The sequence below is a fragment of the Salinarimonas ramus genome (genome assembly GCF_014645695.1).
GTDB classification, from domain to species: domain Bacteria; phylum Pseudomonadota; class Alphaproteobacteria; order Rhizobiales; family Beijerinckiaceae; genus Salinarimonas; species Salinarimonas ramus.
Window position 1 is genome coordinate 168,161 of sequence record NZ_BMMF01000006.1, and the last position, 21,932, is coordinate 190,092.

Annotated in this window: 20 protein-coding genes; 14 read left to right on the top strand and 6 right to left on the bottom strand. The window is 71.7% G+C overall.

Annotation, left to right across the window (positions count from 1 at the left end; all coding sequences use genetic code 11):
* The first annotated feature begins 136 nt into the window (after window positions 1-136).
* Window positions 137-466 (top strand): FitA-like ribbon-helix-helix domain-containing protein, encoded by a 330-nt coding sequence (locus IEX89_RS11890; RefSeq protein WP_188913154.1) that lies wholly within the window; start codon window positions 137-139, stop codon window positions 464-466.
* On the top strand, window positions 463-888 hold the full coding sequence (locus tag IEX89_RS11895) for a type II toxin-antitoxin system VapC family toxin (RefSeq protein ID WP_188913155.1): 426 nt from the start codon (window positions 463-465) through the stop codon (window positions 886-888). The genes IEX89_RS11890 and IEX89_RS11895 overlap by 4 nt, the downstream gene beginning before the upstream one ends.
* Window positions 889-916: 28 nt before the next feature.
* Here the strand turns inward: IEX89_RS11895 and IEX89_RS11900 are convergent, their stop codons facing one another.
* Both IEX89_RS11900 and accD read right to left on the bottom strand, forming a co-directional pair.
* Window positions 917-2,242, bottom strand: a complete 1,326-nt coding sequence (locus tag IEX89_RS11900; RefSeq protein WP_188913157.1) for a bifunctional folylpolyglutamate synthase/dihydrofolate synthase — start codon at window positions 2,240-2,242, stop codon at window positions 917-919.
* A gap of 40 nt (window positions 2,243-2,282) precedes the next feature.
* Window positions 2,283-3,296 (bottom strand): acetyl-CoA carboxylase, carboxyltransferase subunit beta, encoded by a 1,014-nt coding sequence (gene accD / locus IEX89_RS11905; protein ID WP_188913159.1) that lies wholly within the window; start codon window positions 3,294-3,296, stop codon window positions 2,283-2,285.
* Window positions 3,297-3,674: 378 nt separating this feature from the next.
* Between accD and IEX89_RS11910 the strand changes: the two genes are divergently transcribed.
* The 9 genes from IEX89_RS11910 (at window position 3,675) to mnhG (ending at window position 12,274) form a co-directional block, all read left to right on the top strand.
* On the top strand, window positions 3,675-4,916 hold the full coding sequence (locus IEX89_RS11910; protein ID WP_188913419.1) for a site-specific DNA-methyltransferase: 1,242 nt from the start codon (window positions 3,675-3,677) through the stop codon (window positions 4,914-4,916).
* 109 nt (window positions 4,917-5,025) lie between these two features.
* A complete protein-coding gene (locus IEX89_RS11915) occupies window positions 5,026-5,484 on the top strand; it encodes a hypothetical protein (protein WP_188913161.1) in 459 nt (152 codons plus the stop codon).
* A gap of 205 nt (window positions 5,485-5,689) precedes the next feature.
* Window positions 5,690-8,014, top strand: coding sequence for a hydrogen gas-evolving membrane-bound hydrogenase subunit E (gene mbhE, locus IEX89_RS11920; protein WP_188913163.1), 2,325 nt, complete (start codon window positions 5,690-5,692; stop codon window positions 8,012-8,014).
* Between the two features lie 3 nt (window positions 8,015-8,017).
* On the top strand, window positions 8,018-8,425 hold the full coding sequence (locus tag IEX89_RS11925) for an MnhB domain-containing protein (RefSeq protein WP_188913171.1): 408 nt from the start codon (window positions 8,018-8,020) through the stop codon (window positions 8,423-8,425).
* Complete coding sequence (locus IEX89_RS11930; RefSeq protein WP_188913173.1) at window positions 8,422-8,817, top strand: sodium:proton antiporter; 396 nt, start codon at window positions 8,422-8,424, stop codon at window positions 8,815-8,817. The genes IEX89_RS11925 and IEX89_RS11930 overlap by 4 nt, the downstream gene beginning before the upstream one ends.
* A complete protein-coding gene (locus IEX89_RS11935) occupies window positions 8,810-10,366 on the top strand; it encodes a Na+/H+ antiporter subunit D (protein ID WP_188913175.1) in 1,557 nt (518 codons plus the stop codon). Before IEX89_RS11930 ends, IEX89_RS11935 begins: the two co-directional genes overlap by 8 nt.
* Complete coding sequence (locus IEX89_RS11940; protein WP_188913177.1) at window positions 10,363-10,707, top strand: Na+/H+ antiporter subunit E; 345 nt, start codon at window positions 10,363-10,365, stop codon at window positions 10,705-10,707. Before IEX89_RS11935 ends, IEX89_RS11940 begins: the two co-directional genes overlap by 4 nt.
* Window positions 10,704-10,997, top strand: a complete 294-nt coding sequence (locus tag IEX89_RS11945) for an MrpF/PhaF family protein (RefSeq protein WP_188913179.1) — start codon at window positions 10,704-10,706, stop codon at window positions 10,995-10,997. The genes IEX89_RS11940 and IEX89_RS11945 overlap by 4 nt, the downstream gene beginning before the upstream one ends.
* The gene (gene mnhG, locus IEX89_RS11950) at window positions 10,994-12,274 is read left to right on the top strand and encodes a monovalent cation/H(+) antiporter subunit G (protein WP_188913181.1); all 1,281 of its coding nucleotides are present in this window, start codon (window positions 10,994-10,996) and stop codon (window positions 12,272-12,274) included. Before IEX89_RS11945 ends, mnhG begins: the two co-directional genes overlap by 4 nt.
* 95 nt (window positions 12,275-12,369) lie before the next feature.
* Here the strand turns inward: mnhG and IEX89_RS11955 are convergent, their stop codons facing one another.
* From IEX89_RS11955 to IEX89_RS24870, 3 genes are all read right to left on the bottom strand, one after another.
* Window positions 12,370-13,896 (bottom strand): DEAD/DEAH box helicase, encoded by a 1,527-nt coding sequence (locus tag IEX89_RS11955; protein WP_188913183.1) that lies wholly within the window; start codon window positions 13,894-13,896, stop codon window positions 12,370-12,372.
* A 271-nt stretch (window positions 13,897-14,167) separates the two neighbouring features.
* On the bottom strand, window positions 14,168-14,728 hold the full coding sequence (gene rsmD / locus IEX89_RS11960; protein ID WP_188913185.1) for a 16S rRNA (guanine(966)-N(2))-methyltransferase RsmD: 561 nt from the start codon (window positions 14,726-14,728) through the stop codon (window positions 14,168-14,170).
* The gene (locus IEX89_RS24870; RefSeq protein ID WP_188913186.1) at window positions 14,728-16,659 is read right to left on the bottom strand and encodes a pseudouridine synthase; all 1,932 of its coding nucleotides are present in this window, start codon (window positions 16,657-16,659) and stop codon (window positions 14,728-14,730) included. Before IEX89_RS24870 ends, rsmD begins: the two co-directional genes overlap by 1 nt.
* A 69-nt stretch (window positions 16,660-16,728) precedes the next feature.
* On the opposite strand from IEX89_RS24870, the gene IEX89_RS11970 reads away from it, so the two are divergent.
* A complete protein-coding gene (locus IEX89_RS11970) occupies window positions 16,729-17,211 on the top strand; it encodes a nucleoside deaminase (RefSeq protein ID WP_373290576.1) in 483 nt (160 codons plus the stop codon).
* Here IEX89_RS11970 and IEX89_RS11975 read toward each other — a convergent pair.
* Window positions 17,208-17,822 carry a LysE family translocator gene (locus tag IEX89_RS11975; RefSeq protein ID WP_188913188.1) on the bottom strand — a complete coding sequence of 205 codons (615 nt, stop codon included), beginning with the start codon at window positions 17,820-17,822 and terminating at the stop codon, window positions 17,208-17,210. The two genes, IEX89_RS11970 and IEX89_RS11975, sit on opposite strands and share 4 nt — an antisense overlap.
* A gap of 196 nt (window positions 17,823-18,018) precedes the next feature.
* On the opposite strand from IEX89_RS11975, the gene IEX89_RS11980 reads away from it, so the two are divergent.
* Window positions 18,019-19,464: an ABC transporter permease subunit gene (locus IEX89_RS11980; protein ID WP_188913190.1), complete on the top strand. Its 1,446-nt coding sequence runs from the start codon at window positions 18,019-18,021 to the stop codon at window positions 19,462-19,464.
* 93 nt (window positions 19,465-19,557) lie between these two features.
* Window positions 19,558-21,912 (top strand): bifunctional salicylyl-CoA 5-hydroxylase/oxidoreductase, encoded by a 2,355-nt coding sequence (locus IEX89_RS11985; protein ID WP_188913192.1) that lies wholly within the window; start codon window positions 19,558-19,560, stop codon window positions 21,910-21,912.
* Window positions 21,913-21,932 lie beyond the last annotated feature (20 nt).

Consider the following 21,932-nt stretch of genomic DNA (forward strand, 5'->3'; position numbering starts at 1 on the left):
GGGGGCGAACCTACGCGGGGCGGATGGCCGGGGCAAGCGCATCGGGGTCGCGGGGGGGCGTGGACCTCCCGCGTTGCTCCGGAAGAGGGGGCGCACTATCCTATCATCGACGGAACGAGCGAGGAGGGCGGAGCCGATGACGACGTTGACCGTCCACGACATTCCCGACGACGAGACACGGGCGCTCGCCGCGCGCGCCGAGCGCAACGGCCGTTCGCTCGAGGAGGAGGTCCGCGAGATCCTTCGCGCGGCCGTACGCGCGGAGCCGTTCGATCGCCAGGATGGTCTCGCGGCCGTGAATCGGCGGCCCTTTGCGCCGTATGGCAGTGTCGAGACTTCGGCAACTCCCAGCACCGACGAAAAAGGCTTCGCCACGGACGTGCGCGAGCTGTTCGCACCGATCGGCGGAGTCGATCTTCCGGAACTGCCGCGGGGTCCGGCACGCGAGCTGCCGAGCTTCGAGTGATCATTCTCGACACGAACGTTCTTTCGGAGCTGATGAGACCCACCCCGAACGCGGCGGTCGAAACCTTCATCGACACTCTGCCGACGACCTCGATCTTCACGACCACCATCGTTCGGGCGGAGATCCTCGCGGGCATTTCTTCGATGCCCGCGGGACGGCGTCGCTCGGCGGTCGAGATGTTGGCCGACAAGCTGTTCGTCGAGCGGCTCGCAGGCCGGGTTCTGCCTTTCGACGATGCTGCCGCTACTCTCTATCCGGTCATCGTGGCGAGCCGTCGCAAGCTCGGTCGCCCGCTTCCGGGCTTCGACGGACTCATCGCCGCTATTGCCCGCTCGTACGGCGCGACGATCGCGACCCGAAATGTGCGAGATTTCGAGGGCTGCGGGATCGAGATTATCGATCCTTGGGCCGCGGCGAACTGACCCCGCTTCCAGCGCGGGCCGCCAAACCTCATGCCGGCAGCGACCCGTTGGCCGCGAGCACGCTGCCCGCGAGGTAGAGCGAGCCGCAGATCAGGACCCGCGGCGGAGATTCCCAGATCGTGTCGTTGAGGACGGCGAGCGCCGCCTCGACGCTCGGCGCCGTCGAGGTGACGAGGCCCACCGACGCCGCGATGGCGGCGACCTCCTCGGGCGGGCGCGCGGCCATCTGGGAGGGGATCGGCACGCAGATCACCTCCCGGGCGAGGCCGGCGAAGTTCTTGAGGAAGCCGGCCGCGTCCTTGGTGCCGAGCATGCCCACGATCATCACGAGCGGCGCGTCGGCGCGCTCCGCGCGATCCGCCATGGCGGCGGAGACGACGCGTCCGCCGTCGGGATTGTGCCCGCCGTCGACCCAGACCTCCGAGCCTTCGGGCGCGAGCGCCGGCAGCACGCCGCGGGTGAGGCGCTGGAGGCGCCCGGGCCACTCGGCGTTCAGCATGCCGCGCTCGAACGCGTCGGGCGCGAGGCGCGCGAAGCCGGCGGCCCGGAGCGCTGCGACGGCGAGGCCGGCATTGACGAGCTGGTGCGCGCCCGGCAGCCGCGGGATCGGCAGGTCGAGGAGCCCGTCCTCGTCCTGGAAGACGAGCCGGCCGTTCTCCTCGTGCGTCGTGAAGTCCTGCCCGCCCACCAGGATGCGCGAGGCGCGCACCCGCTCGGCGGCCTCGACGAGGGTACGCTCGGCCGCGTCGTAGTCCTGGCGCGCGATGATCGCCGGCGCGCCGCGCTTGAAGATGCCGGCCTTCTCGCCGGCGATCTTCTCGATCGTGTCGCCGAGATATTCCGCGTGATCGAGCCCGATCGGCGTGACCAGAGCCGCAGCGGGCTCGGCGACCACGTTCGTCGCGTCGAGACGCCCGCCGAGGCCGACCTCGAGCAGCAGCACGTCGGCCGGCTCCTCCGCGAAGAGGTGGAGCGCCGCCGCCGTCGTGATCTCGAAGACCGTGATCGGCTCGCTCTCGTTGGCGGCCTCGCAGGCGCGCAGCACCTCGACGAGCCGCTCCTCCGGCACGAAGACGCCGCCGCCGGGGCGCCCGATGCGGATGCGCTCGTGGAAGCGCACCAGATGCGGCGAGGTGTAGACGTGCACGACGAGCCCAGCGGCTTCCAGGATCGCGCGCATGAAGGCGATGGTCGAGCCCTTGCCGTTCGTGCCCGCCACGTGGATCGTCGGCGGCAGGCGCTTCTCGGGATGCCCGAGCCGCGCGAGCAGGCGCTCGATGCGCGTCAGCGAGAAGTCGATCGACTTCGGGTGCAGCGCGAAGAAGCGCGCGAGGATGGCGTCCGACGACTCCATGGCGACGGCCTGTCTCGTGAGAGGTCTGGCGGGGGCGCGATCAGCCGCGCGCGGTCTCCGCGGCGGCGGGCTCCGAGCGGACGTTCGCGTCGGGCGCCTCCGCCGGCTCGTCACCGTCGCCCTCGGGACGCTCGATCGCGAGCGGCGCGGCGCCGGCGCGCTTTTCGAGCGAGACGCCCGCCGGCTGCGGCGCGGCCTCGATCTCGAGCGCGGGCGCCTTGGTGAGGAGCCGCACCAGCGTGACGAGCGTGCCCTTCAGCTCGCGCCGGTCGACGACCATGTCGACCATGCCGTGCTCCTTGAGGTACTCGGCGCGCTGGAAGCCTTCCGGCAGCTTCTCGCGGATCGTCTGCTCGATGACCCGTGCGCCCGCGAAGCCGATGACGGCGCCTGGCTCGGCGATGTGGATGTCGCCCAGCATGGCGTAGGACGCCGACACGCCGCCGGTCGTCGGATGCGTGAGGACCACGATGTAGGGCAGCCCCGCCTCCTTCAGGCGGCGCAGCGCCACCGTCGTGCGCGGCATCTGCATCAGCGAGAGGATGCCCTCCTGCATGCGCGCGCCGCCGGAGGCCACGAAGAGCACGAAGGGCGTCGCGCGCGTGCGCGCCGTCTCGGCGGCGACGACGATGGCCTCGCCCGCGGCCATGCCGAGCGAGCCGCCCATGAAGGCGAAGTCCTGCACCGCAACCGTGACGTCGATTCCGCCGACGGGGCCCACGGCGACGCGCACGGCGTCCTGCATGCCGGTCTTGGCGCGGTTCTCCTTGAGGCGGTCGACGTAGCGCTTCTCGTCGCGGAACTTGAGCGGATCGGCCACGACGTCGGGAAGCGCGATCTCCTCGAAGCCGGCGTCGAACACGCTGGCCAGCCGGTCCTGCGCGCCCATGCGCAGATGGTGGTTCGAGCCCGGGATGACCCACAGGTTCGCCTCGACGTCCTTGTGGAACACCATCTGGCCGGTGTCGGGGCACTTGATCCAGAGGTTGTCGGGCGTCTCGCGCTTGAACAGCGTCTTGATGCGCGGTCGGACGACGTCGGAGATCCAGTTCATGGACAGGCTTTCCTCGCGCGCCGGCATGAGCGAAGGGATGGCGCGGTGGGCTGATGCGCTCGAACGGCGCCCGTCATAATCCAAAAGGCGGAGCGATGCCAATCGGGGGAGACGACGCGGTCGTGTCGCCTTCGCACTCGACGTCGAGCTGCCCATGCGCAGCACGCGGCTGAAGCCGCTTCGCTGAAGGAACGTGGCGAAAAGCCTGCCGCCAAGGGGCGCCTTAACGGCCCTTAACCAAGAAATCTCAAGCAAATCAAGAACTAGGCAAAAGCTGCAGCCCCAATCCGAGACGCAGTTTATCCACCGCGGCAACGCGATCTTTACCCTGATCGCCGCATCCTCCGATCCGTTCAGTCGAGTACACGGTGCATGGCCATGGGTACCTCGCGTACCGGGGCCGCCGGCGCCGCCGCCCGGAAACTTGTTTCGCGTACCGGGCGGTCCGCGTCGGCGCCTCGGATGGGGATCTCGCATCCCACGAAGAGCATTGCGGTTCCGGGGCGCGTCGCCCCGCGCGGTCGGGCGGATCTCGCCGACGCCCTCGCGGTGGACACGATCCACGTCGGGGATTGCATCGCCGCGATCGAGAGCCTTCCGGCGGAGAGCGTCGACCTCGTCTTCGCCGACCCGCCCTACAACCTGCAGCTCGAGAACGCGCTCACGCGTCCCGACCAGAGCCTCGTCGACGCCGTCGACGACGACTGGGACAAGTTCGCGAGCTTCGACGCCTACGACGCCTTCACCCGCGCCTGGCTCAAGGCCGTGCGGCGCGTGATGAAGAAGAACGCCACCTTGTGGGTGATCGGCTCCTACCACAACGTCTTCCGTGTGGGCTCGGCCCTGCAGGACGAGGGCTACTGGGTCCTCAACGACATCGTCTGGCGCAAGGCGAACCCGATGCCGAACTTCCGCGGCAAGAGGTTCACCAACGCCCACGAAACGCTGATCTGGGCGGCCAAGGGCGCGGACGCGAAAGGCTACACCTTCCATTACGATGCGCTGAAGGGCGGGAACGACGACCTCCAGATGCGCTCGGACTGGTTCATCCCGCTCTGCACCGGCGGCGAGCGGCTCAAGGATGCGAACGGCGACAAGCTCCACCCGACGCAGAAGCCCGAGGCGCTGCTCGCGCGCGTGCTGCTCTCCTCGTCCAATCCCGGCGACGTGGTGCTCGACCCGTTCTTCGGCACGGGCACGACGGGCGCGGTGGCCAAGAAGCTCGGGCGCCACTTCGTCGGCATCGAGCGCGATCCCGGCTACGCCGCGGCCGCCAAGGCGCGCATCGACGCCGTCGAGCCGCTCTCGCCCGACGCGATCGCACCCGCGCCCGACAAGCGCGCCGAGCCGCGTGTGCCCTTCCTCTCCATCGTCGAGAGCGGGTTCGTGCGCCCCGGCGAGCGGCTGATCTGCGGGCGTCGCCGTCACGAGGCGGTGGTTCGCCCCGACGGGACGCTGTCCCTCGGCGGCATCGTCGGCTCGATCCACAAGATCGGCGCGCTCGCGCAGGGGCTGCCCGCCTGCAACGGCTGGACCTTCTGGCACGCGGAGCGGGAGCGCTCCCTCGTCGTGATCGACCAGTTCCGCGCCCAGGTGCGTGCCACGATGGGCGCCGCCTGAGACGCGGCGTTCGTCGGCGGAGGAGGCGGGACGGGCTCCGTTCGGTCCAGCCACTGGACAGAACGCCTGCTGCGCACCCATATAGGCCGTATTGCCCGAAAGGAGCATCATGGCCGGAATCTCTCTTTCCGTCGAAGGCGACAAGATCCAGCTGTCGTTTCAGAAGGACGACCAGTCGACGGCGATCGTCATGGACGCCGGGGCGGCGCGCACGCTCGCGTCCGCGCTGACCCAGCTGCTCGACGTCATGGACGAGGATCTCGACGAGGACGAGCTCGAGGACGCCTTCACGGACGAGGAGCTGACCGAGGAACTCGCCCGCCAGCTCGCGGAGGAGGACGGCGAGGACGTCCCCGACACGATCGAGGGCGAGGTCGTCGACGTGACCTCGCCGACGATCGACATCGGGCTCGACCAGGAGGGGCACGCCGTCGTGGCGCTGCGCGCCGGTCGCCTGCCGCCGATCATGCTGCGCCTGCAGGACGACGAGGCGCGCCACATCTCCCAGTCGCTCGCCGAGATCCTGGGCGCCCCCCGCGACGTGCGGCTGAGTCAGGGCGGGCACTGACACGCGGCGCGAGTGCGCGCGCGACGGGCTTTCCGAACGCGGCGCGCCGGCGTTCGGAAATCCGGACGCGCGATCCGGGGGGGGCGGTTCGGAAGTCCGGACGACGGGACGCCCGCCGCGGTGATGCCTTCATAGAATTCAAGCACTTAGGCCTTTGGCACGCCGCTTGCGGAGCCATCCGTGATCTCACGGAGGAGCTCTGCTCGTGGACCTCTCGACCGTCCTTCTCGTCAGCCTCGTCGGCGCGGTGATCGCGCCGTTCGTGGCCGCACGCGCCGGCGTGCTCGCCGGCCCCCTCGCCGCCGCGCTGCCGGCGATCCTGTTCGCCTGGTTCTTCGCGCAGATCGACGCGGTCGGCACCGCGCCGATCGTGCAGGTCCTGCCTTGGGTGCCCTCGCTCGGCATCGACCTGACGTTTCGCCTCGACGGCTTCTCGCTGCTCTTCGCGCTCTTGATCACCGGCATCGGCACGCTCGTGACGCTCTATGCGGCGTCCTACATGAGCGCGAAGCCGCCCTTCGCGCGGGCGCAGTTCCTCCTCTACATCCTGCTCTTCATGACGGCGATGCTGGCGACGGTCACCGCCGACAACCTCGTGGCGCTCTTCGTCTTCTGGGAGATGACGAGCCTGCTCTCGTTCCTCCTCGTCGGCTTCCAGAGCGAGGACGCGAAGGCGCGCAAGGCCGCGCTGCAGTCGCTGCTGGTCACCGCCGGCGGCGGGCTGGCGCTGCTCGCGGGCATCATCCTCATCGGCGTCGAGGCGGGCACGTTCTCGCTCGCGGCGATCACCGCGAACCCCGCGCCGATCCTCGAGAGCCCCCTCCTGCCGGCCATCGTGGTCTGCGTGCTGATCGGCGCCTTCACCAAGTCGGCGCAGTTCCCCTTCCACTTCTGGCTGCCCAACGCCATGAAGGCGCCGACGCCGGCTTCCGCCTACCTCCACTCGGCCACCATGGTGAAGCTCGGCGTGTACCTGCTCGCCCGGCTCGACCCGGTCTTCGCCGGCGCGCCCTGGGTCGGCGCGACGCTCGTCGCCTTCGGCGGCGTCACCATGCTGATCGCCGCCCTGCAGGCGCTGCGCGCGGTCGAGCTCAAGGCCGTGCTCGCCTTCTCGACGGTCGCCTCGCTCGGCACGCTCGTGATGCTCATCGGGCTCGACGGGCCGGTGTCGTCGGTGGCCGTCGTCGGCTTCATCCTGGCGCACGCCCTCTACAAGGCGACGCTCTTCTTCTGCGCGGGCATCGTCATCCACGCGACCCACGAGACGAAGCTGCGCTCGCTCGGCGGGCTGGCCGCGCTCCTTCCGGTGACGGCGGGCGCGACCCTGCTGGCCTCCTTCTCCATGGCCGGCCTGCCGCCCTTCATCGGCTTCATCTCGAAGGAGTACCTGTTCGAGGCCAAGCTCGAATCCTCGCTCGATACGATCGCCGTGATCATCGGCGTCCTCGTCAACGCCGTGATGGTGGCGATCGCGGGCGTGCTGGCGCTCAAGCCCTTCTTCGGGCGGGCGAAGAAGCCGATCCACGTGTCGCACGGCGAGCAGCCGGGCATGATCATCGGCCCGATCCTGCTCGCGGTGACGGGCGTCGCCTTCGGCCTCGTGCCCTCGCTCGTCTCCTACGCGCTGATCACGCCCGCGGCGATCGCCATCCACGGCGCGCCCTTCGAGGTGTCGTTCAAGCTCTGGCACGGCTTCACGCCGATGCTCGCTCTGTCCGGCCTCGTCGTGGCGCTGGGCGCCGTGCTCGCCTGGTTCTGGGACCCGATCCATCTGGCGCTGCGCCGTCGTCGCGTGTTCGACGAGGTGTTTTCCGATCGCGGCTACGAGGTCGTGCTCGAGCGCACCCTCGCGCTCGCCCGCTGGTCGACGAACCGTCTCCAGAACGGCGATCTGCGGGTCTACGGCGCCGTCGTCGCGGCGAGCGTCACGGGCCTCCTCGCCTACGGCCTGATGTCGGGCGAGGGGCCGCTCCTGCCGAACGTCGGCGCCGAGCCGCTGCGGCCCTACCTCGTCGTCGTCTGCGCGCTCATCGTCGCGGGCTGCGTCGTCGCGGCCGTGGTGCCCTCTCTCGTCACGGCGATCGTCGCGGTCGGCCTCTCCGGCTACGGGCTCGCGCTCGTCTTCCTGCTCAACGGCGGGCCGGATCTGGCGCTGACCCAGTTCTCGGTGGAGACGCTCTTCGTCGTCATCGTCACCGCGGTGCTGCTCAAGCTCCCCACCGTCGCGCGCTCCTCGCGCACGCCGGGCGAGCGCTGGGTGGACGCGACGGTCGCGACTTGCTTCGCCGCCTGCGTGCTGGTCGCGACGCTGTGGATCAAGGCCAAGCCCTTCAACACGCAGCTGACCGAGTACTTCGCCGTCACCTCGGTGCCGGAGGGCTTCGGTCGCAACGTCGTCAACGTCATCCTGGTCGATTTCCGCGCGCTCGACACCTTCGGCGAGATCGCGGTCGTCGCCTTCGCGGCGCTCGGCGCCTGGGCGCTGCTGCGCTCGGGCAGCGCGATCCGCCGCACCGGCAAGGGAGCCTGAACCATGCGCTCGCTGATCCTCTCCTCCGTCGCGCGGATCTTCTTCGCGATCATGCTCGCGGGCTCCGTCTGGGTGCTGCTGCGCGGCCACAACGAGCCGGGCGGCGGCTTCATCGGAGGCCTCGTGGGCGCCGCCGGCTTCGCGACGCTGGCGCTCGCCGCCGGCGTCGAGGCGGCGCGGCGCACGCTCGTCCTCCATCCCGTCGTGGTGATGGGGCTCGGCCTCTTCCTCGCCTTCGTCTCCGGCATCCCCGGCATCCTCACGGACGCGTCCTTCCTCACCCACCAGTGGGGCACGCTCGCCGGGGTGAAGCTCAGCACGACCATCGTCTTCGACGTGGGCGTCTACCTCGTCGTCGTGGGCGGGGTCCTCTCCTTCATGTTCCGTCTCTATGCGGAGGACGCGCGATGACGCTGATCTACGCCCTCGCCATCGCGGCCTATGTCGGCTGCGGGCTCTACATGATGCTCTCGCGGCATGCGGTGCGCATGATCCTGGGCCTCACGCTCCTCACCAACGGCGCGATCTTCCTGATCTTCCTGTCGGGCCGCGTGGGCACGACGACGCCGCCGGTGATCCCGCAGGGCGCGGAGGCGCTCGCCGCCGACGCCGCGAACGCGCTGCCGCAGGCGCTGGTGCTCACCGCCATCGTCATCGGCTTCGCGCTCACCTCCTTCGCGGTGGCGCTGGTGCTCGAGGCGCACCGCTCGCTCGGCACGCTCGACGTGCGCGAGATGCGCGACGCCGAGCGCCTCGGCGCCCCCGACCCGTCTCCTGCCACCTCGGTGAAGACCCATGGCTGACGCCTCGACCCTCCTCGTCCTCTGGCCCGTCCTGATCCCGATCGCGACGGCGGCGCTGACCGCGCTCCTGTGGTCGAGCCCCGTGGCGCAGCGCCGGGTCGGGCTCGCGAGCCTCGCGCTCCTCCTCGTCGCGTCGCTGGCGCTGACGATGGAGGTCATGCACGAGGGCGTCATCGCCAAGCAGTTCGGCGCGTGGGACGCGCCCTTCGGCATCTCCTTCGTGGCGGACCCGCTGTCTGCGGCGATGATCGCGATCTCGGGCATCCTCGCCTTCGCTGTGGGCATCTTCGCGCTCGGCGACATCAAGGAGCGCCACGAGCGCGCGGGCTTCCACCCGCTCTTCCACGGCCTCATGGCCGGCGTGAACGGCGCCTTCCTGACGGGCGACATCTTCAACCTGTACGTCTGGTTCGAGGTGATGCTCATCACCACGCTGGGTCTCCTCGTGGTCCAGCGCGGCAAGGCGCAGATCGACGGCGCGCTCAAGTACGCCGCCATGAACCTGTTCGGCACGATCCTCTTCCTGATCGCGGTGGCGCTGCTCTACGGGGCCACCGGAACGCTGAACATGGCGGATCTCGCGCGCATCCTGCCGCAGATGGAGATGTCGCCCGGGCTCACCGCCTCGGCGCTCTTGTTCCTGGCCGCCTTCGGCATCAAGGCTGGCGTGTTCCCGCTCTTCTTCTGGCTACCGGCGAGCTACCACACGGCGCCCATCGCCATCGCGGCGCTCTTCGCGGGCCTGCTCACGAAGGTGGGCGTCTACGCGGCGTTTCGCGTCTTCACGCTCATGTTCGAGATGGAGGGCGGGGCGCTTCGCGAGATCGTGGCGGTCGTCGCGGCGATGACGATGATCACGGGCGTGTTCGGCGCGGCGGTCCAGTGGAACGTGCGCCGGATCCTGTCCTTCCACATCATCAGCCAGATCGGCTACATGCTGATGGGGCTCGCCATCGCGACCCCCGTCGCCATCGCCGGCGCGGTCTTCTACATCGTCCACCACATCATCGTGAAGGCGAACCTCTTCCTGCTCGCGGGCGCGATCAAGCACGCGGCGGGGACGGACGATCTGCGCAAGGCCGGCGGCCTGCTCCGGTCCCACCCCTGGCTCGCGGTGCTCTTCCTGATCCCGGCTCTGTCGCTCGCCGGCCTGCCGCCGCTCTCGGGCTTCTGGGCGAAGTTCCTCGTCATCGACGCGAGCCTGCGCGAGGAGGTCTGGTGGCTCGCCGCCGTGGCGCTCGCGGTCGGCGCCCTGACGCTCTTCTCCATGTCGAAGATCTGGATGGAGGCGTTCTGGAAGAAGCCCGCCCTCGTGCGTGCCACGCCTCGCACGGTGCCCGTCGCCTTCGTCGTGCCCATCGCGCTTCTCGGCGCGGTGACGCTGACGATCGGCCTCTTCGCCGACCCCTTCGTCGAGTACGCCCGCACGGCCACCGCCGTGCTGGTCGACCCCACCGACTACATCGCCGCCGTCTTCCCCGGTGACGCCCCCGTGCGCACCGTCGAGACGGAGGTCCCCGTCATCGCCATCGAAGGAGCCGTCGAATGAGCATTCTCCTCTCGCCCGCCCGGCTTCTCGCCTTCGCGCAGCTGCTCGTGACCTTCGTCGCCGAGCTCGTGAAGTCGGCCGTGCGCGTCGCCGGCGCGGTGCTCGCGCCGCGCCCGACGCTGAACCCCGCGGTCGTCGCGGTGCCCATCGAGCTCAAGACCGATCTCGGCATCGCCACGCTCGCCAACCTCGTGACGCTGACCCCCGGAACGACGTCGCTGCACGTCTCCGAGAGCCGCGACACGCTCTACGTCCACGTCCTCGACAGCCCCTCCGCCGACGCCGTCGTCGCGGACATCAAGGGCACGTTCGAGCGGCTCATCAGGAGGATCGAAGGATGATCGAAGCAATCGACGCCGCGCTCACCACCGTCGCGCTCGCTTTGACCGTGTTGCTCGCGCTCGCCATCGCGGGCGCCGCCTTCCGGATGATCGTGGGGCCGGGCTACGCCGATCGCTTCGTGGCGCTGGACATGCTCACGGGCATCGCCGTCGCCGCCTGCGGCCTCACGGCCGTCGTGACCGGACGCCGAGAATTCCTGGACGTGGGGCTCGGCCTCGCGCTCATCGCCTTCGTCGCGACCATCGCCTTCGCGGCCTTCCTCGAGAAGAAGGAAAGGGAGACGTCATGACCGCGCTCCTCGCTCTCGCCCTCAAGCTCGTCGGCACGGGCTTCCTCGTCGTCGCCACCGTCGGCGTGCTGCGCTTCGAGGACCCGTTCCAGCGCATGCATGCGGCGACCAAGGCCGGCACCCTCGGCGCGGGCCTCGTGCTCCTGGGCGTGATGCTCACCAAGGGCACGATGGATGCGACCGTGGTCTCGTTCCTGACGCTGATCTTCCTCATCGGGACGATGCCGGTGGCGGGGCACCTGCTCGGCCGGGCGGCCTACGTCTCCGGCGCGCGGCTCGACTCGCGCGAGGACGCGCTGGCCGGCATCCTGCCGCGCGCACCGCGCCCGCTCGAGGAGCGCGAGGCGCTTCGCTTCGTGGCGGGAGGCGGCTTCGGCGGCGGCACGCGTGTCGCCGAGCGCCAGGCGCGGGTGAAGGAGACGCTCGTGCAGGAGACGCCCGTCGCACCGCCCGCGGAGCGCCCCGCGCCGGAAGAGCTCGACATGCCCTTCGACCGCGGTTTCGCGGGCGTGCGCTTCGCCGTCATCGCCCCGCATGCGGGGCTCGTGACGCGCCGCGCCATCGGGCTCGCGCGCGCCGCCGGCGTGCCGCTCACCGCCGTCGCCGTCATCGACCGGGACTGCGTGGAGAACGCCCGCGTGCCGGAGGCGCGCGACGTCATCAAGGCGAAGCTCGCCGAGGCCATCGACGAGATGCGCCGCGAGACCGCGAGCGCGCCCCAGCCGCTGGCGCTCGCCTACGAGGAGGGCGATCCGCTGGCGCTGATCCCGGCGCTCTCGGCGGAGAGCCGCGAGCTCCTGGTCCTGCCGACCGACGGCTGGTGCCATCACGGCGCGGGCGTCACCTTCCCGGTCTTCGAGGAGCGGCTCGCCGACAAGCTCTTCGCGGTGTCGCACCGCCACGAGGGGCCGACGCTGTTCGTCGGCTGCGAGGCGGGTGCGGGCGGGCGCCTCGTCGTCATGCACGACGGGGAGCGGCGCGCGCAGCGCCTCGCCGCCTGGGCCATCGCCACGCGCCTGTGGGCGGTGGAGAGCGTCACCGTCGTGGGGTCGGCATCGAAGGACCAGGTCGAGGCGCTCGCCGCCATCGCCGCGGATGCCGGCGCGGCCGTGACGCACGTGCGCAAGCCCAAGGCGCCGGCGGGCGCGCTCCTGCCCGCGCGCTACGCGGACGCGGCGGCGATCGTCATGCCCGCCCTGCCGCGACGCCTGACGGGCTACGGCACCTTCTGGCAGGACGCCATCGTCCCCGGCTGGCGCGGCGACGTGCTCGTCTGAGCCGCAGCGACGCGCGAACCGGCGCACGAAAAGGAAAGGGGCGGGTCCCGCGCGGGACCCGCCCCTTCGTCGTTGAAGGATCCGAGCGGTGTGGCTCAGCGGCCGCGGCGCGGGCGCGAGCCCTCCGGGCGGGCGCCGCCGGACAGCCAGGCGATGGCGGAGCCGTCGCGACCGCCATTGTCGGCGCGCGGCGCCGCCGCCGGCTTCGGCCGACCGCCGCCGCCGTTGGCGGCCTGCTTCTGCACCCGGCCGTCGGTGGCCGGACGGCCCTGACCGTTCGCCGCGGGGCGGCCCTGGCCGTTGCCGGCCGGGCGACCCTGGCGGGCCTGATCGCTCTTCGGCTGCGCGCCACCCGCATGCGCGGGACGCGCGCCGCCGGAAGCGCCGGCACCCTGGCCGCCGCCGCGACCGCCGCGACGGTTGCGGCCAGACCCCGCGGGACGCGACGCGTGCGCCGGCTCGTCGGAGAGCGGCGCGACGCCGCCGGCGTCGAAGCCGGCGGGCGCCGGCTCGACCGGCACCGTCTGGCGCGTGAGCTTCTGGATGTCCTTGAGATACGCGCGCTCTTCCTCGTTGCAGAAGGACAGCGCGATGCCCGACGCGCCGGCGCGCGCGGTGCGGCCGATGCGGTGGACGTATTGCTCGGGCACGTTCGGCAGGTCGAAGTTCACGACATGCGAGACGCCGTCCACGTCGATGCCGCGCGCGGCGATGTCGGTGGCCACCAGCACCTTGCAGGAGCCGTTCTTGAAGGCGCCGAGCGCACGCTCGCGCTGGCCCTGGCTCTTGTTGCCGTGGATGGCGAAGGCGGGAATGCCGCCCTTCTCCAGCCCGCGCACCACCTTGTCGGCGCCGTGCTTGGTGCGGGTGAAGACGAGGACGCGGTCCACATCGGTGTCGCGCAGCACGCGCTCCAGGAGAGCGGGCTTCCTCGTCTGCGAGACGAAGGTGACGCGCTGCTCGACGCGCTCGGCCGTGGTGGCGACGGGCGCCACCGACACCTTCACCGGGTCGGAGAGGTAGCCGTCGGCGAGGGAGGCGATGGTGGTGGGCATCGTCGCCGAGAAGAACAGCGTCTGGCGCTGCTTGGGCAGCAGCGTCACGATGCGGCGCAGCGCGTGGATGAAGCCGAGGTCGAGCATCTGGTCGGCCTCGTCGAGGACGAGGATCTCGACGCCCGAGAGCGACAGCGAGCGGCGATCGATCAGGTCGAGGAGACGCCCGGGCGTCGCCACGAGGATGTCGACGCCGTTGGCGACCGCGCGCTCCTGGCGCGGCACGGGCACGCCGCCGAAGACGACGGTGGAGGTGAGCTTCGAGCCGCGGCCGTAGGCGCGGAAGCTCTCCTCGATCTGGCTCGCGAGCTCGCGGGTGGGCGAGAGGATGAGCGCACGGCAGCCGCGGCGCGGCGCCGGGCGCTTGTCCGCTGCGAGGCGCTGGATCATCGGCAGCGCGAAGGCGGCGGTCTTGCCGGTGCCCGTCTGCGCGATGCCGAGCAGGTCGCGGCCGGCGAGAACCGGTGCGATGGCCTGAGCCTGGATCGGCGTGGGGTGCTCGTAGCCCTCGCGGGCGAGCGCCTCGAGGATCGGGGCGGAGAGGCCGAGGTCTGAGAAGGTGGTCAAGTCGATTGTGCTTTCACGTGCGGGGAGCCCGGCATCGGACCGGCGCACGCGAACGATCGCGGGACGCGCCGAGACCCGAGCGAAGCTCGTATCATCGGGAACGACCCGCGTGATGGGGCGAACGAGGGAAGCGCACGTCCGAAGGCCCGGGTCGGTCACGCCCCCTTGGAACGGAGCGGCCTCACGCAGCCGGGCCAGGGCGCTCGATGAGCGAGCGCCGACGCTGCACTGCACAGATGGGGGGAAAGGGGCGGGATGTCAACGCGAATGTTCAGGAGCCGGCAAAGCGCCCGAACACCACCTGCGTGTCCCCATACACCCGCCGCTCGATCTCCTCGAAGCCCGATGGTAGGGCGAGCGTCGCGTCGGCGGCTTCCTCCACGACGCACAGCGCGCCCGGCGCGAGCCAGCCGCCGCCGGCCGCGGAGGTCAGCGCCGCGGGGGCGAGGTCGCGGCCGTAGGGCGGGTCGCAGAAGAGGAGGTCGAAGGGCTCGAACCGGTCCGCTCCGCCGAGCCGCGTCGCGTCGCGGCGGAACAGGCGCGTCACGCCGCCGAGCCCCAGCGCCTCGACGTTCTCGCGGATGAGCCCGCGCGCCTGCGCGCCGTCGTCGACGAAGAGCGCGAAGGCGGCGCCGCGGGAGAGCGCCTCGAGCCCCATGGCACCGGTGCCGGCGAAGAGGTCGATGACGCGCGCGCCTTCGACGGGATCGTCGTAGGCGTGGGCGAGGACGTTGAAGAGGCTCTCGCGCAGGCGGTCCGAGGTCGGGCGGATGGCGTCCGAGCGCGGGCCCGCGAGGGCGCGGCCCTTGAAGCGGCCGCCGACGATGCGCATCAGCCCCGCTCGTCCGAACCAGGGCCCTTGCGCGGGCTTCGGGACGGCCCCTTGCCGCGCGGCTCGTTGCCCCCGCGACGCCCCTCGCCGCTGCCGCCCTTCACGCGCTCGACGAGGATCTTGCCCGCACGGCCGGCCTTGGCGGCGATCTTGCCCACGCGCTCGCGCACCCGCTCGCCACCGGCGGCGCGGTCGGCCTTCGCCGTCTCGGCGCCGCGGCGGGGCTTGATGCGCTTGCCCTCGTCCGGCTTCTCCTCCGCGCGCCAGACGCTGGTGCGCGGCTTGTCCCAGGCGGGACGCTGGTCGGGGCGCTTCTCGCCCTCTCCCCGGTCGCCGCCGGGGCGTGCCGGGCGGGTGCCACGCTCGGGCCGGCCGTCTCGCTCGGGCGGAGCGCCCCGCTCCGGCTTGCCGCGGCCGCGGGCCTGCTCGGGCTCGGCGTAGCGGGCGCGATCGCGCTCCTGCTGCTGGCGGGAGGCGGGCCGCGCCGGCCCTGCGCTGCCACCCCTGGCGGCGCGCGCGGGGCGCTCGTCCACGGGCTCGCGCACCGGGCTCTCGAAGTCGACGCCCGCCGCCTCGGCCAAGGTCGTGCCGAGCTGGTCCTTGAGCACCTTGGTGCGCACCTCCTCGACGGCGCCCTCCTTCAGGTCGCCGAGCTGGAAGGGGCCGAAGGAGAGGCGGATGAGGCGGTTGACCTGCAGCCCGAGATCCTCGAGCACGCGCTTGACCTCGCGGTTCTTGCCCTCGCGCAGGCCCATGGTGATCCAGACGTTGTCGCCCTGCGCCCGGTCGATCTTGGCCTCGATGGGCCCGTATTCCATGCCGTCGACGACGACGCCCTCGCGCAGCGCGTCGAGCCGGTCCTGCGTGACCTGGCCGTAGGCGCGCACGCGGTAGCGCCGCAGCCAGCCGGTCTCGGGATGGGCGACCACGCGGGCGAGACCGCCGTCGTTGGTCAGGAGCAGGAGCCCTTCGGTGTTGATGTCCAGGCGCCCGATCGTGACGACGCGGGGCATGTCCTCGGGCAGGTCGCGGAACACGGTCGCGCGCCCTTCGGGGTCCTTCGCCGTCGTCACGAGGCCGCGGGGCTTGTGGTAGAGCCACAGGCGCGTGCGCTCGCGCTCGGGGAGCTTCTCCCCGTCGATGCGGATGTCGTCGCCGGGCTTCACGTTCACCGCAGGCGAGGCGAGCACCGTGCCGTTGAGCGTGACCCGACCGGCGGCGATCATCTCCTCCGCGTCGCGGCGCGAGGCGATGCCGGCGCGGGCGATCGCCTTGGCGATGCGCTCGTCGTCGCGCGGGGCGACGGGCGCCAGGCGCGAGGGGCCGGCGCCGCGGGGCGCGAAGCCGGCCTTGACCTTGGGGCCGGGCGGCTTGCCGCGGAAACGATCCGCGCCGCCGGCGGGGCGGGCGCCGGAGGGGCGTGCTCCCGCCGTGCGTGCTCCTGCCGGGCGAGGGCCTGTCGGGCGAGGTCCTGCGCCGACGGGGCGGGCGCGTGCGGGGCGCTCGCCGTCGCGGGCCGGCCGCTCGCCATCGCGGAAGGGGCGCTCGGCGCGGGCGCGGGTCTTGTAGTCGGGGGCCTTGCCGCCGAAGGGCTTGCCGGCGCGGGGCGCGAACCCGCCCTCGCCCTCGGCGCGCTCCGTGCGGGGGCGCGCGTCGGCGCGGGCCGGGCGCTCGCCGTAGCTGCGCGCGCCGGGTCCCTTGCCGCCGGAGCTTCTGGCGCCGGGGCCCTTGCCGCCGGGCCCCTTGCCGCCGGGGCCCTTGGAGAAGCCCCCCTTCGAAGGCCCTTTGGAAGGTCCCTTCGAAGGCCCCTTGCCGGCCGGGCGGCCCTCGCCGCGCGGGCCGCGGGCCTCGCCGCCGCGCTCGCCCGTGCGCGCGCCCGCGCCGCGGGGGCCTCCGCGCTCGCCGCCGCGCCCGCGCGGACCCCGGGGCATGTTCGTGTCGTCTGTGGTGTTCGCCATGCGCGCCTGATAGCACTTCGTCGACGGCGATGCGAGGGCGCGATGAGGGCGAAAAGCGGATCGGAAGCCGGCGCGAAGACGGCGGGCGCGACCTTCATGGAGCAGGCGCTCGAACAGGCCCGCGCCGCGGCGGCGCGCGGCGAGGTGCCCATCGGCGCCGTGATCGTCAAGGACGGGCGCGTCCTCGCCACCGGCCGCAATCGCACGCGCGAGGGCAACGATCCGACCGCGCACGCCGAGATCGTCGCCATCCGCGCCGCGTGCGCGGCGCTCGGCGACGAGCGCCTGCCTGGTTGCGATCTCTACGTGACCCTCGAGCCCTGCGCCATGTGCGCCGCCGCCATCTCGTTTGCCCGCATCCGCCGCCTGTATTACGGCGCCACGGACCCGAAGGGCGGCGGCGTCGAGCACGGCGGGCGGTTCTACGCGCAAGCCACCTGCCACCACGCGCCGGAGGTGTATTCCGGCATCGGCGAGGTGGAGGCGGGGGAAATGCTGCGGGCGTTCTTCAGGGAGCGGCGCTAGCGCGTCGCCACCGCCGCCGCCGCGCCGGCCATCACCGTCCCGGTCACCCGGTTGAGCACGCGCATGGCGCGGGGGCTCGTGAACAGGCGTCGCGCGCGGGCGGCCAGCAGGATGTAGCCGGCGAAGACGATGCCGAGTACCGCGAGCGTCACGCCGACGAGCTCCGCATAGCCGAGCGCCGTCACCGAGGCGACGTCGAGCACGGTGGGCAGGAGGGCGAGGTAGAACACCATGGTCTTGGGGTTGCCCAGCGTCACCGCGAGGCCGGCGGCGAGCAGCTTCAGGACGCCCTCCTTGGGGGCCTGCGCCGCGATCTCGCGCGCCACGACGGGCGTCGTCCACAACTTCCAGGCGAGCCACAGCAGGTACGCCGCGCCCGCGAGCTTCACCGCCACGAACACGCCGTGGAAGCTCTGCGCCAGGGCCGCGAGCCCGAAGATGGCGCATGTGAGCCAGACCACGTCGCCGATGGCGAGCCCGACGGTGAAGGCGACGGCGCCGTCGGTGCCGCGGCCGAGCACGCGCGCCACGATCGCGGCGATGCCGGGCCCCGGCGAGGCGGCGGCGACGAAGAGGATCGCGGCGAAGGCGACGAGCGCGGCGAGGTCCATGGGAAGGCTCCGGTGAGGGGCTCCGATGATCGAGGTGCCCTCATAGCCCGGCGGCGTAGCCGGCGCCATCCGATAGCGATGCGTTCGCGCGATCGTCGCCTCGCTTCGCCGTGCCTCTTGTCGGTGCGCCGCCGGGCGTGCCTCAATCCCCGGTGAGAGGCGTCGGGCTTGGAGGCGTCGGGCTTGGAGGCGTGGCATGGCGGGCGGGCGGGGCAGGGGCGGATCGCCGTGCGGATCGCCGGGCGGATCGCCGGGCGGGCTCGTCGTGCGGCTTCGCGCGCTCGGGCTCGTCCTCCTCACGGCGAGCCTCGTCGCCGCGTGCGGCGCACGCGTCGATCCGGGGCAGTCGCTCGTCTGCCGCACGGCCATCGTCGCGCTGCATCCGGAGGGTGCGCGCCTCGATATCGCCCGCGAGATCCCCGACGCCGACGGGCTGGGCCTCACCCTCGTCCACGACGCGGCGCTCCCCGGCGAGCCGCCGCGGCGGGTGCGGACGTCGTGCCGATTCGCGAACGCAGCCGACGATTCGCTCGCCGAGAGCGGGCCGCCGACGCTCACGACGGTGGTGCACGACGGCGTCGCGCTTTCGCCGACGGCGCTCTTCCTGCTCGATCGCTACTGGACCGGCCGCGGGCCTCTCGCGGCGGGGGCCGCGCCCGCGCGGCCGACGGCGCTCGCGGGGACGGGTCTCGCGCTCTCCCACGGCGGCGTGCACGCGGTGCAGGTCGCGACCGCCGCGGTGACCACGGGCTCGCTCTACGCGCTGCTCGCCGTCGCGTATTGCCTCGTCTACGGGCTCGTGGGCCGCGTCTTCCTCGCCTTCGGGGAGATCGCCATCGTCGGCGGCTACGCGGTCGCGATCGCGGTCGGCGTCGTCCTCGCGGCGAGCGGGATTGCGGGGGAGGTGGGCGTCTATGCCGGGCTCGGCCTCGGGCTCGTGCTCGCACCCCTCGTGGCGGGCTCGCTCGCGCGAATGCTGGCGCAAGGCGTCGTCGCCCCGCTGGCGCATCGGCCTGGATACGCGATGATCGTGGCCTCCTTCGGCCTCGTCATCGCCTTGTCCGAGGGCCTGCGGCTCCTCCAGGGCGGGTCGGAGGTCTGGATCGCGCCGGGGCGCGTGCGCGGGCTCGTCCTCGCCACCAATCCCGACGGGGCGACCGCGACGATCACCCTCACGCAGGGCGTCGCCATCGCCCTCGCGCTCGCGGGCGCGCTCGCGGCGATGCTCCTCGTCGCGCGCACGCGCTTCGGCCGCGCCTGGCGGGCGGTGGCGGACGATGCGCACGCCGCCGCGCTGATGGGTGTCGACGCCCGCGCCACGCTGGTGACGGCGGTGACGCTCGCGGGCGCGCTCGCGGCCTTCGCCGGCTGGTTCGTCGTGGCCCATTACGGCAACATCTCCTTCGCCGGCGGGCTGCTCTTGGGGCTCAAGGCCCTCGTCGCGGCGATCCTCGGCGGCATCGGCTCGCTGCCCGGCGCACTCCTGGGCGGGCTGCTGCTCGGGCTCGGCGAGAGCCTCTGGTCCGCCTTCCTGCCCGGCGCCTATCGCGACGTCGCCGTCTTCGGCGCGCTCGCTCTGCTCCTGGCGCTTCGCCCCGGCGGCCTTCTCGGCGACGCCCATCCCGGTCATCAGCGCGTGTGAGCGGCCGCGACGTACGGTCCGGGGGAGCCCGTCTTGCGGGCCCAATTATTTTAAGCTTAAATCATTTCCGCCGATTGAAGCGGAGAGCGCGCAATGAAGATCGCCATCATCGGGGGAGGCCCCGCCGGCCTCTATTTCGCGATCCTGATGAAGAAGCAGGACCCCGCGCGCGAGATCACCGTCTACGAGCGCAACCGCCCCGACGACACGTTCGGCTTCGGCGTCGTGTTCTCGGACGCGACGCTCGACGGGTTCGAGCGCTACGACGAGCCGAGCTATCGCCGCATCACCCAGGAATTCGCGTATTGGGACGACATCGCCATCCACTTCAAGGGCGACGTCCACCGCATCGGCGGCAACGGCTTCTGCGGCTGCTCGCGGCGCACGCTGCTCCTCATCCTGCAGGACCGCGCCCGTGAGCTGGGCGTCGAGCTCGTCTTCGAGGCGGAGGTGGACGACGAGAGCCGTTTCGCCGACGCCGACCTGATCATCGCCGCCGACGGCATCAACTCGCGCATCCGCGAGAAATTCGCCGAGCATTTCGCGCCGCAGGTGGACCTGCGCCCCAACAAGTTCGCCTGGATGGGCTCGACGAAGCCGCTCGACGCTTTCACCTTCATCTTTCAGGAGACGCAGTGGGGGCCGTTCATCGCCCACGCCTACCAGTACGAGAAGAACCGCTCGACCTGGGTCTTCGAGACCGATCCGGACACCTACGACCGCGCCGGCCTCGCCTCCATGACGGAGGAAGAGAGCGCCGCCCTGATGAAGCGCGTCTTCGCCGAGCATCTCGACGGCCACGAGGTGATCACCAATCGCTCGCTGTGGCGCAACTTCCCCATGATCCGCAATACGCGCTGGGTGAAGGACAACATCGTGCTGCTCGGCGACGCCAAGTCGACGGCGCACTTCTCCATCGGCTCGGGCACCAAGCTCGCCATGGAGGACGCGATCGCGCTCTACGAGAGCGTCCGCCGCCAGCCGCGCGACGTGCCCGCCGCGCTCGCCGCCTTCGAGACGGTGCGCCGCGAGGAGACCGAGAAGACCCAGCACGCCGCCGACGTGTCGCTCGTCTGGTTCGAGCACGTGGCGCGCTTCTGGGACTTCGACCCGGTGAAGTTCGCCTTCGGCCTGATGACCCGCGCCAAGGCGATCACCTACGACAACCTGCGACTGCGCGCCCCCGAATTCGTCGCCGAGGTGGACCGGCTCTTCGCCCGGGAGGTGTGCGAGGCGGGTTTCGCGGTCGACGTCGAGAACCCCCACGTGCCGATGTTCCAGCCGTTCCGGCTGCGGGACATGGTGGTGGCGAACCGCGCCGTGATGTCGCCGATGTGCATGTACTCGGCGACGGACGGCGTGCCCAACGACTTCCACCTCGTCCATTACGGCTCGCGCGCCATCGGCGGCCCGGGCCTGATGTTCACCGAGATGGTCGTCGTCTCACCCGAGGCCCGCATCACGCCGGGCTGCGCCGGCATCTGGACCGACGAGCAGGAGGCCCAGTGGGCGCGCATCGTCTCCTTCGTGCGCGCCAACAGCGAGACCAAGATCTGCCTCCAGCTCGGGCATGCCGGGCGCAAGGGCGCGACGAAGCTGATGTGGGAGGGCATGGACCGGCCGCTCTCCGAGGGCGGCTGGGAGGTCTGCTCGGCCTCGCCGCTGCCCTACTTCCCCGACAGCGCCGTACCGCGCGAGATCGATCGCGCCGGCATGGACAAGGTGAAGGCCGACTTCGTCGCCGCGGTGGAGCGCGCCGAGCGCGTGGGCTTCGACATGGTCGAGCTGCACTGCGCCCACGGCTACCTGCTCGCGAGCTTCCTCTCGCCGCTGACCAACCGCCGCACCGACGAATACGGCGGCTCGATCGAAAACCGCCTGCGCTTCCCGCTCGAGGTGTTCGAGGCCATGCGCGCGGCCTGGCCGGCGCACAAGCCGATGTCGGTGCGCATCTCCGCCACCGACTGGGCCGAGGGCGGCCTCAGCCCCGACGATTCGGTGGCGATCTCGCGCGCCTTCGCCCAGGCGGGCGTCGACCTCATCGACGTCTCCACCGGCCAGACCGTGCGCGAATCGCGCCCCGTCTTCGGGCGCATGTTCCAGACGCCGTTCTCCGACCGCATCCGCAACGAGGCGCGCGTCGCCACCATGTGCGTGGGCAACATCACGACGGCGGACCAGATCAACACGATCCTCGCCGCCGGCCGCGCCGACCTCGTGGCGCTCGGGCGCCCGCACCTCGTCGATCCGTCCTTCGTGATGAAGGCCTCGGCCTGGTACGGCGTGAAGCAGCATTGCCCGCCCCAATACCAGCCCGGCCAGGACCAGATCTTCCGCAATTCCGTGCGCGACCGGGCCGACCTCGAGGATCTCAAGATCCGCGGCAAGCCCAAGACCCGCGCCGAGCTCAAGGCCGAGGCCGCGGGGGTGAAGCAGGCGGCCGAATGAGGGGAGGGGGTGCGCCCCCC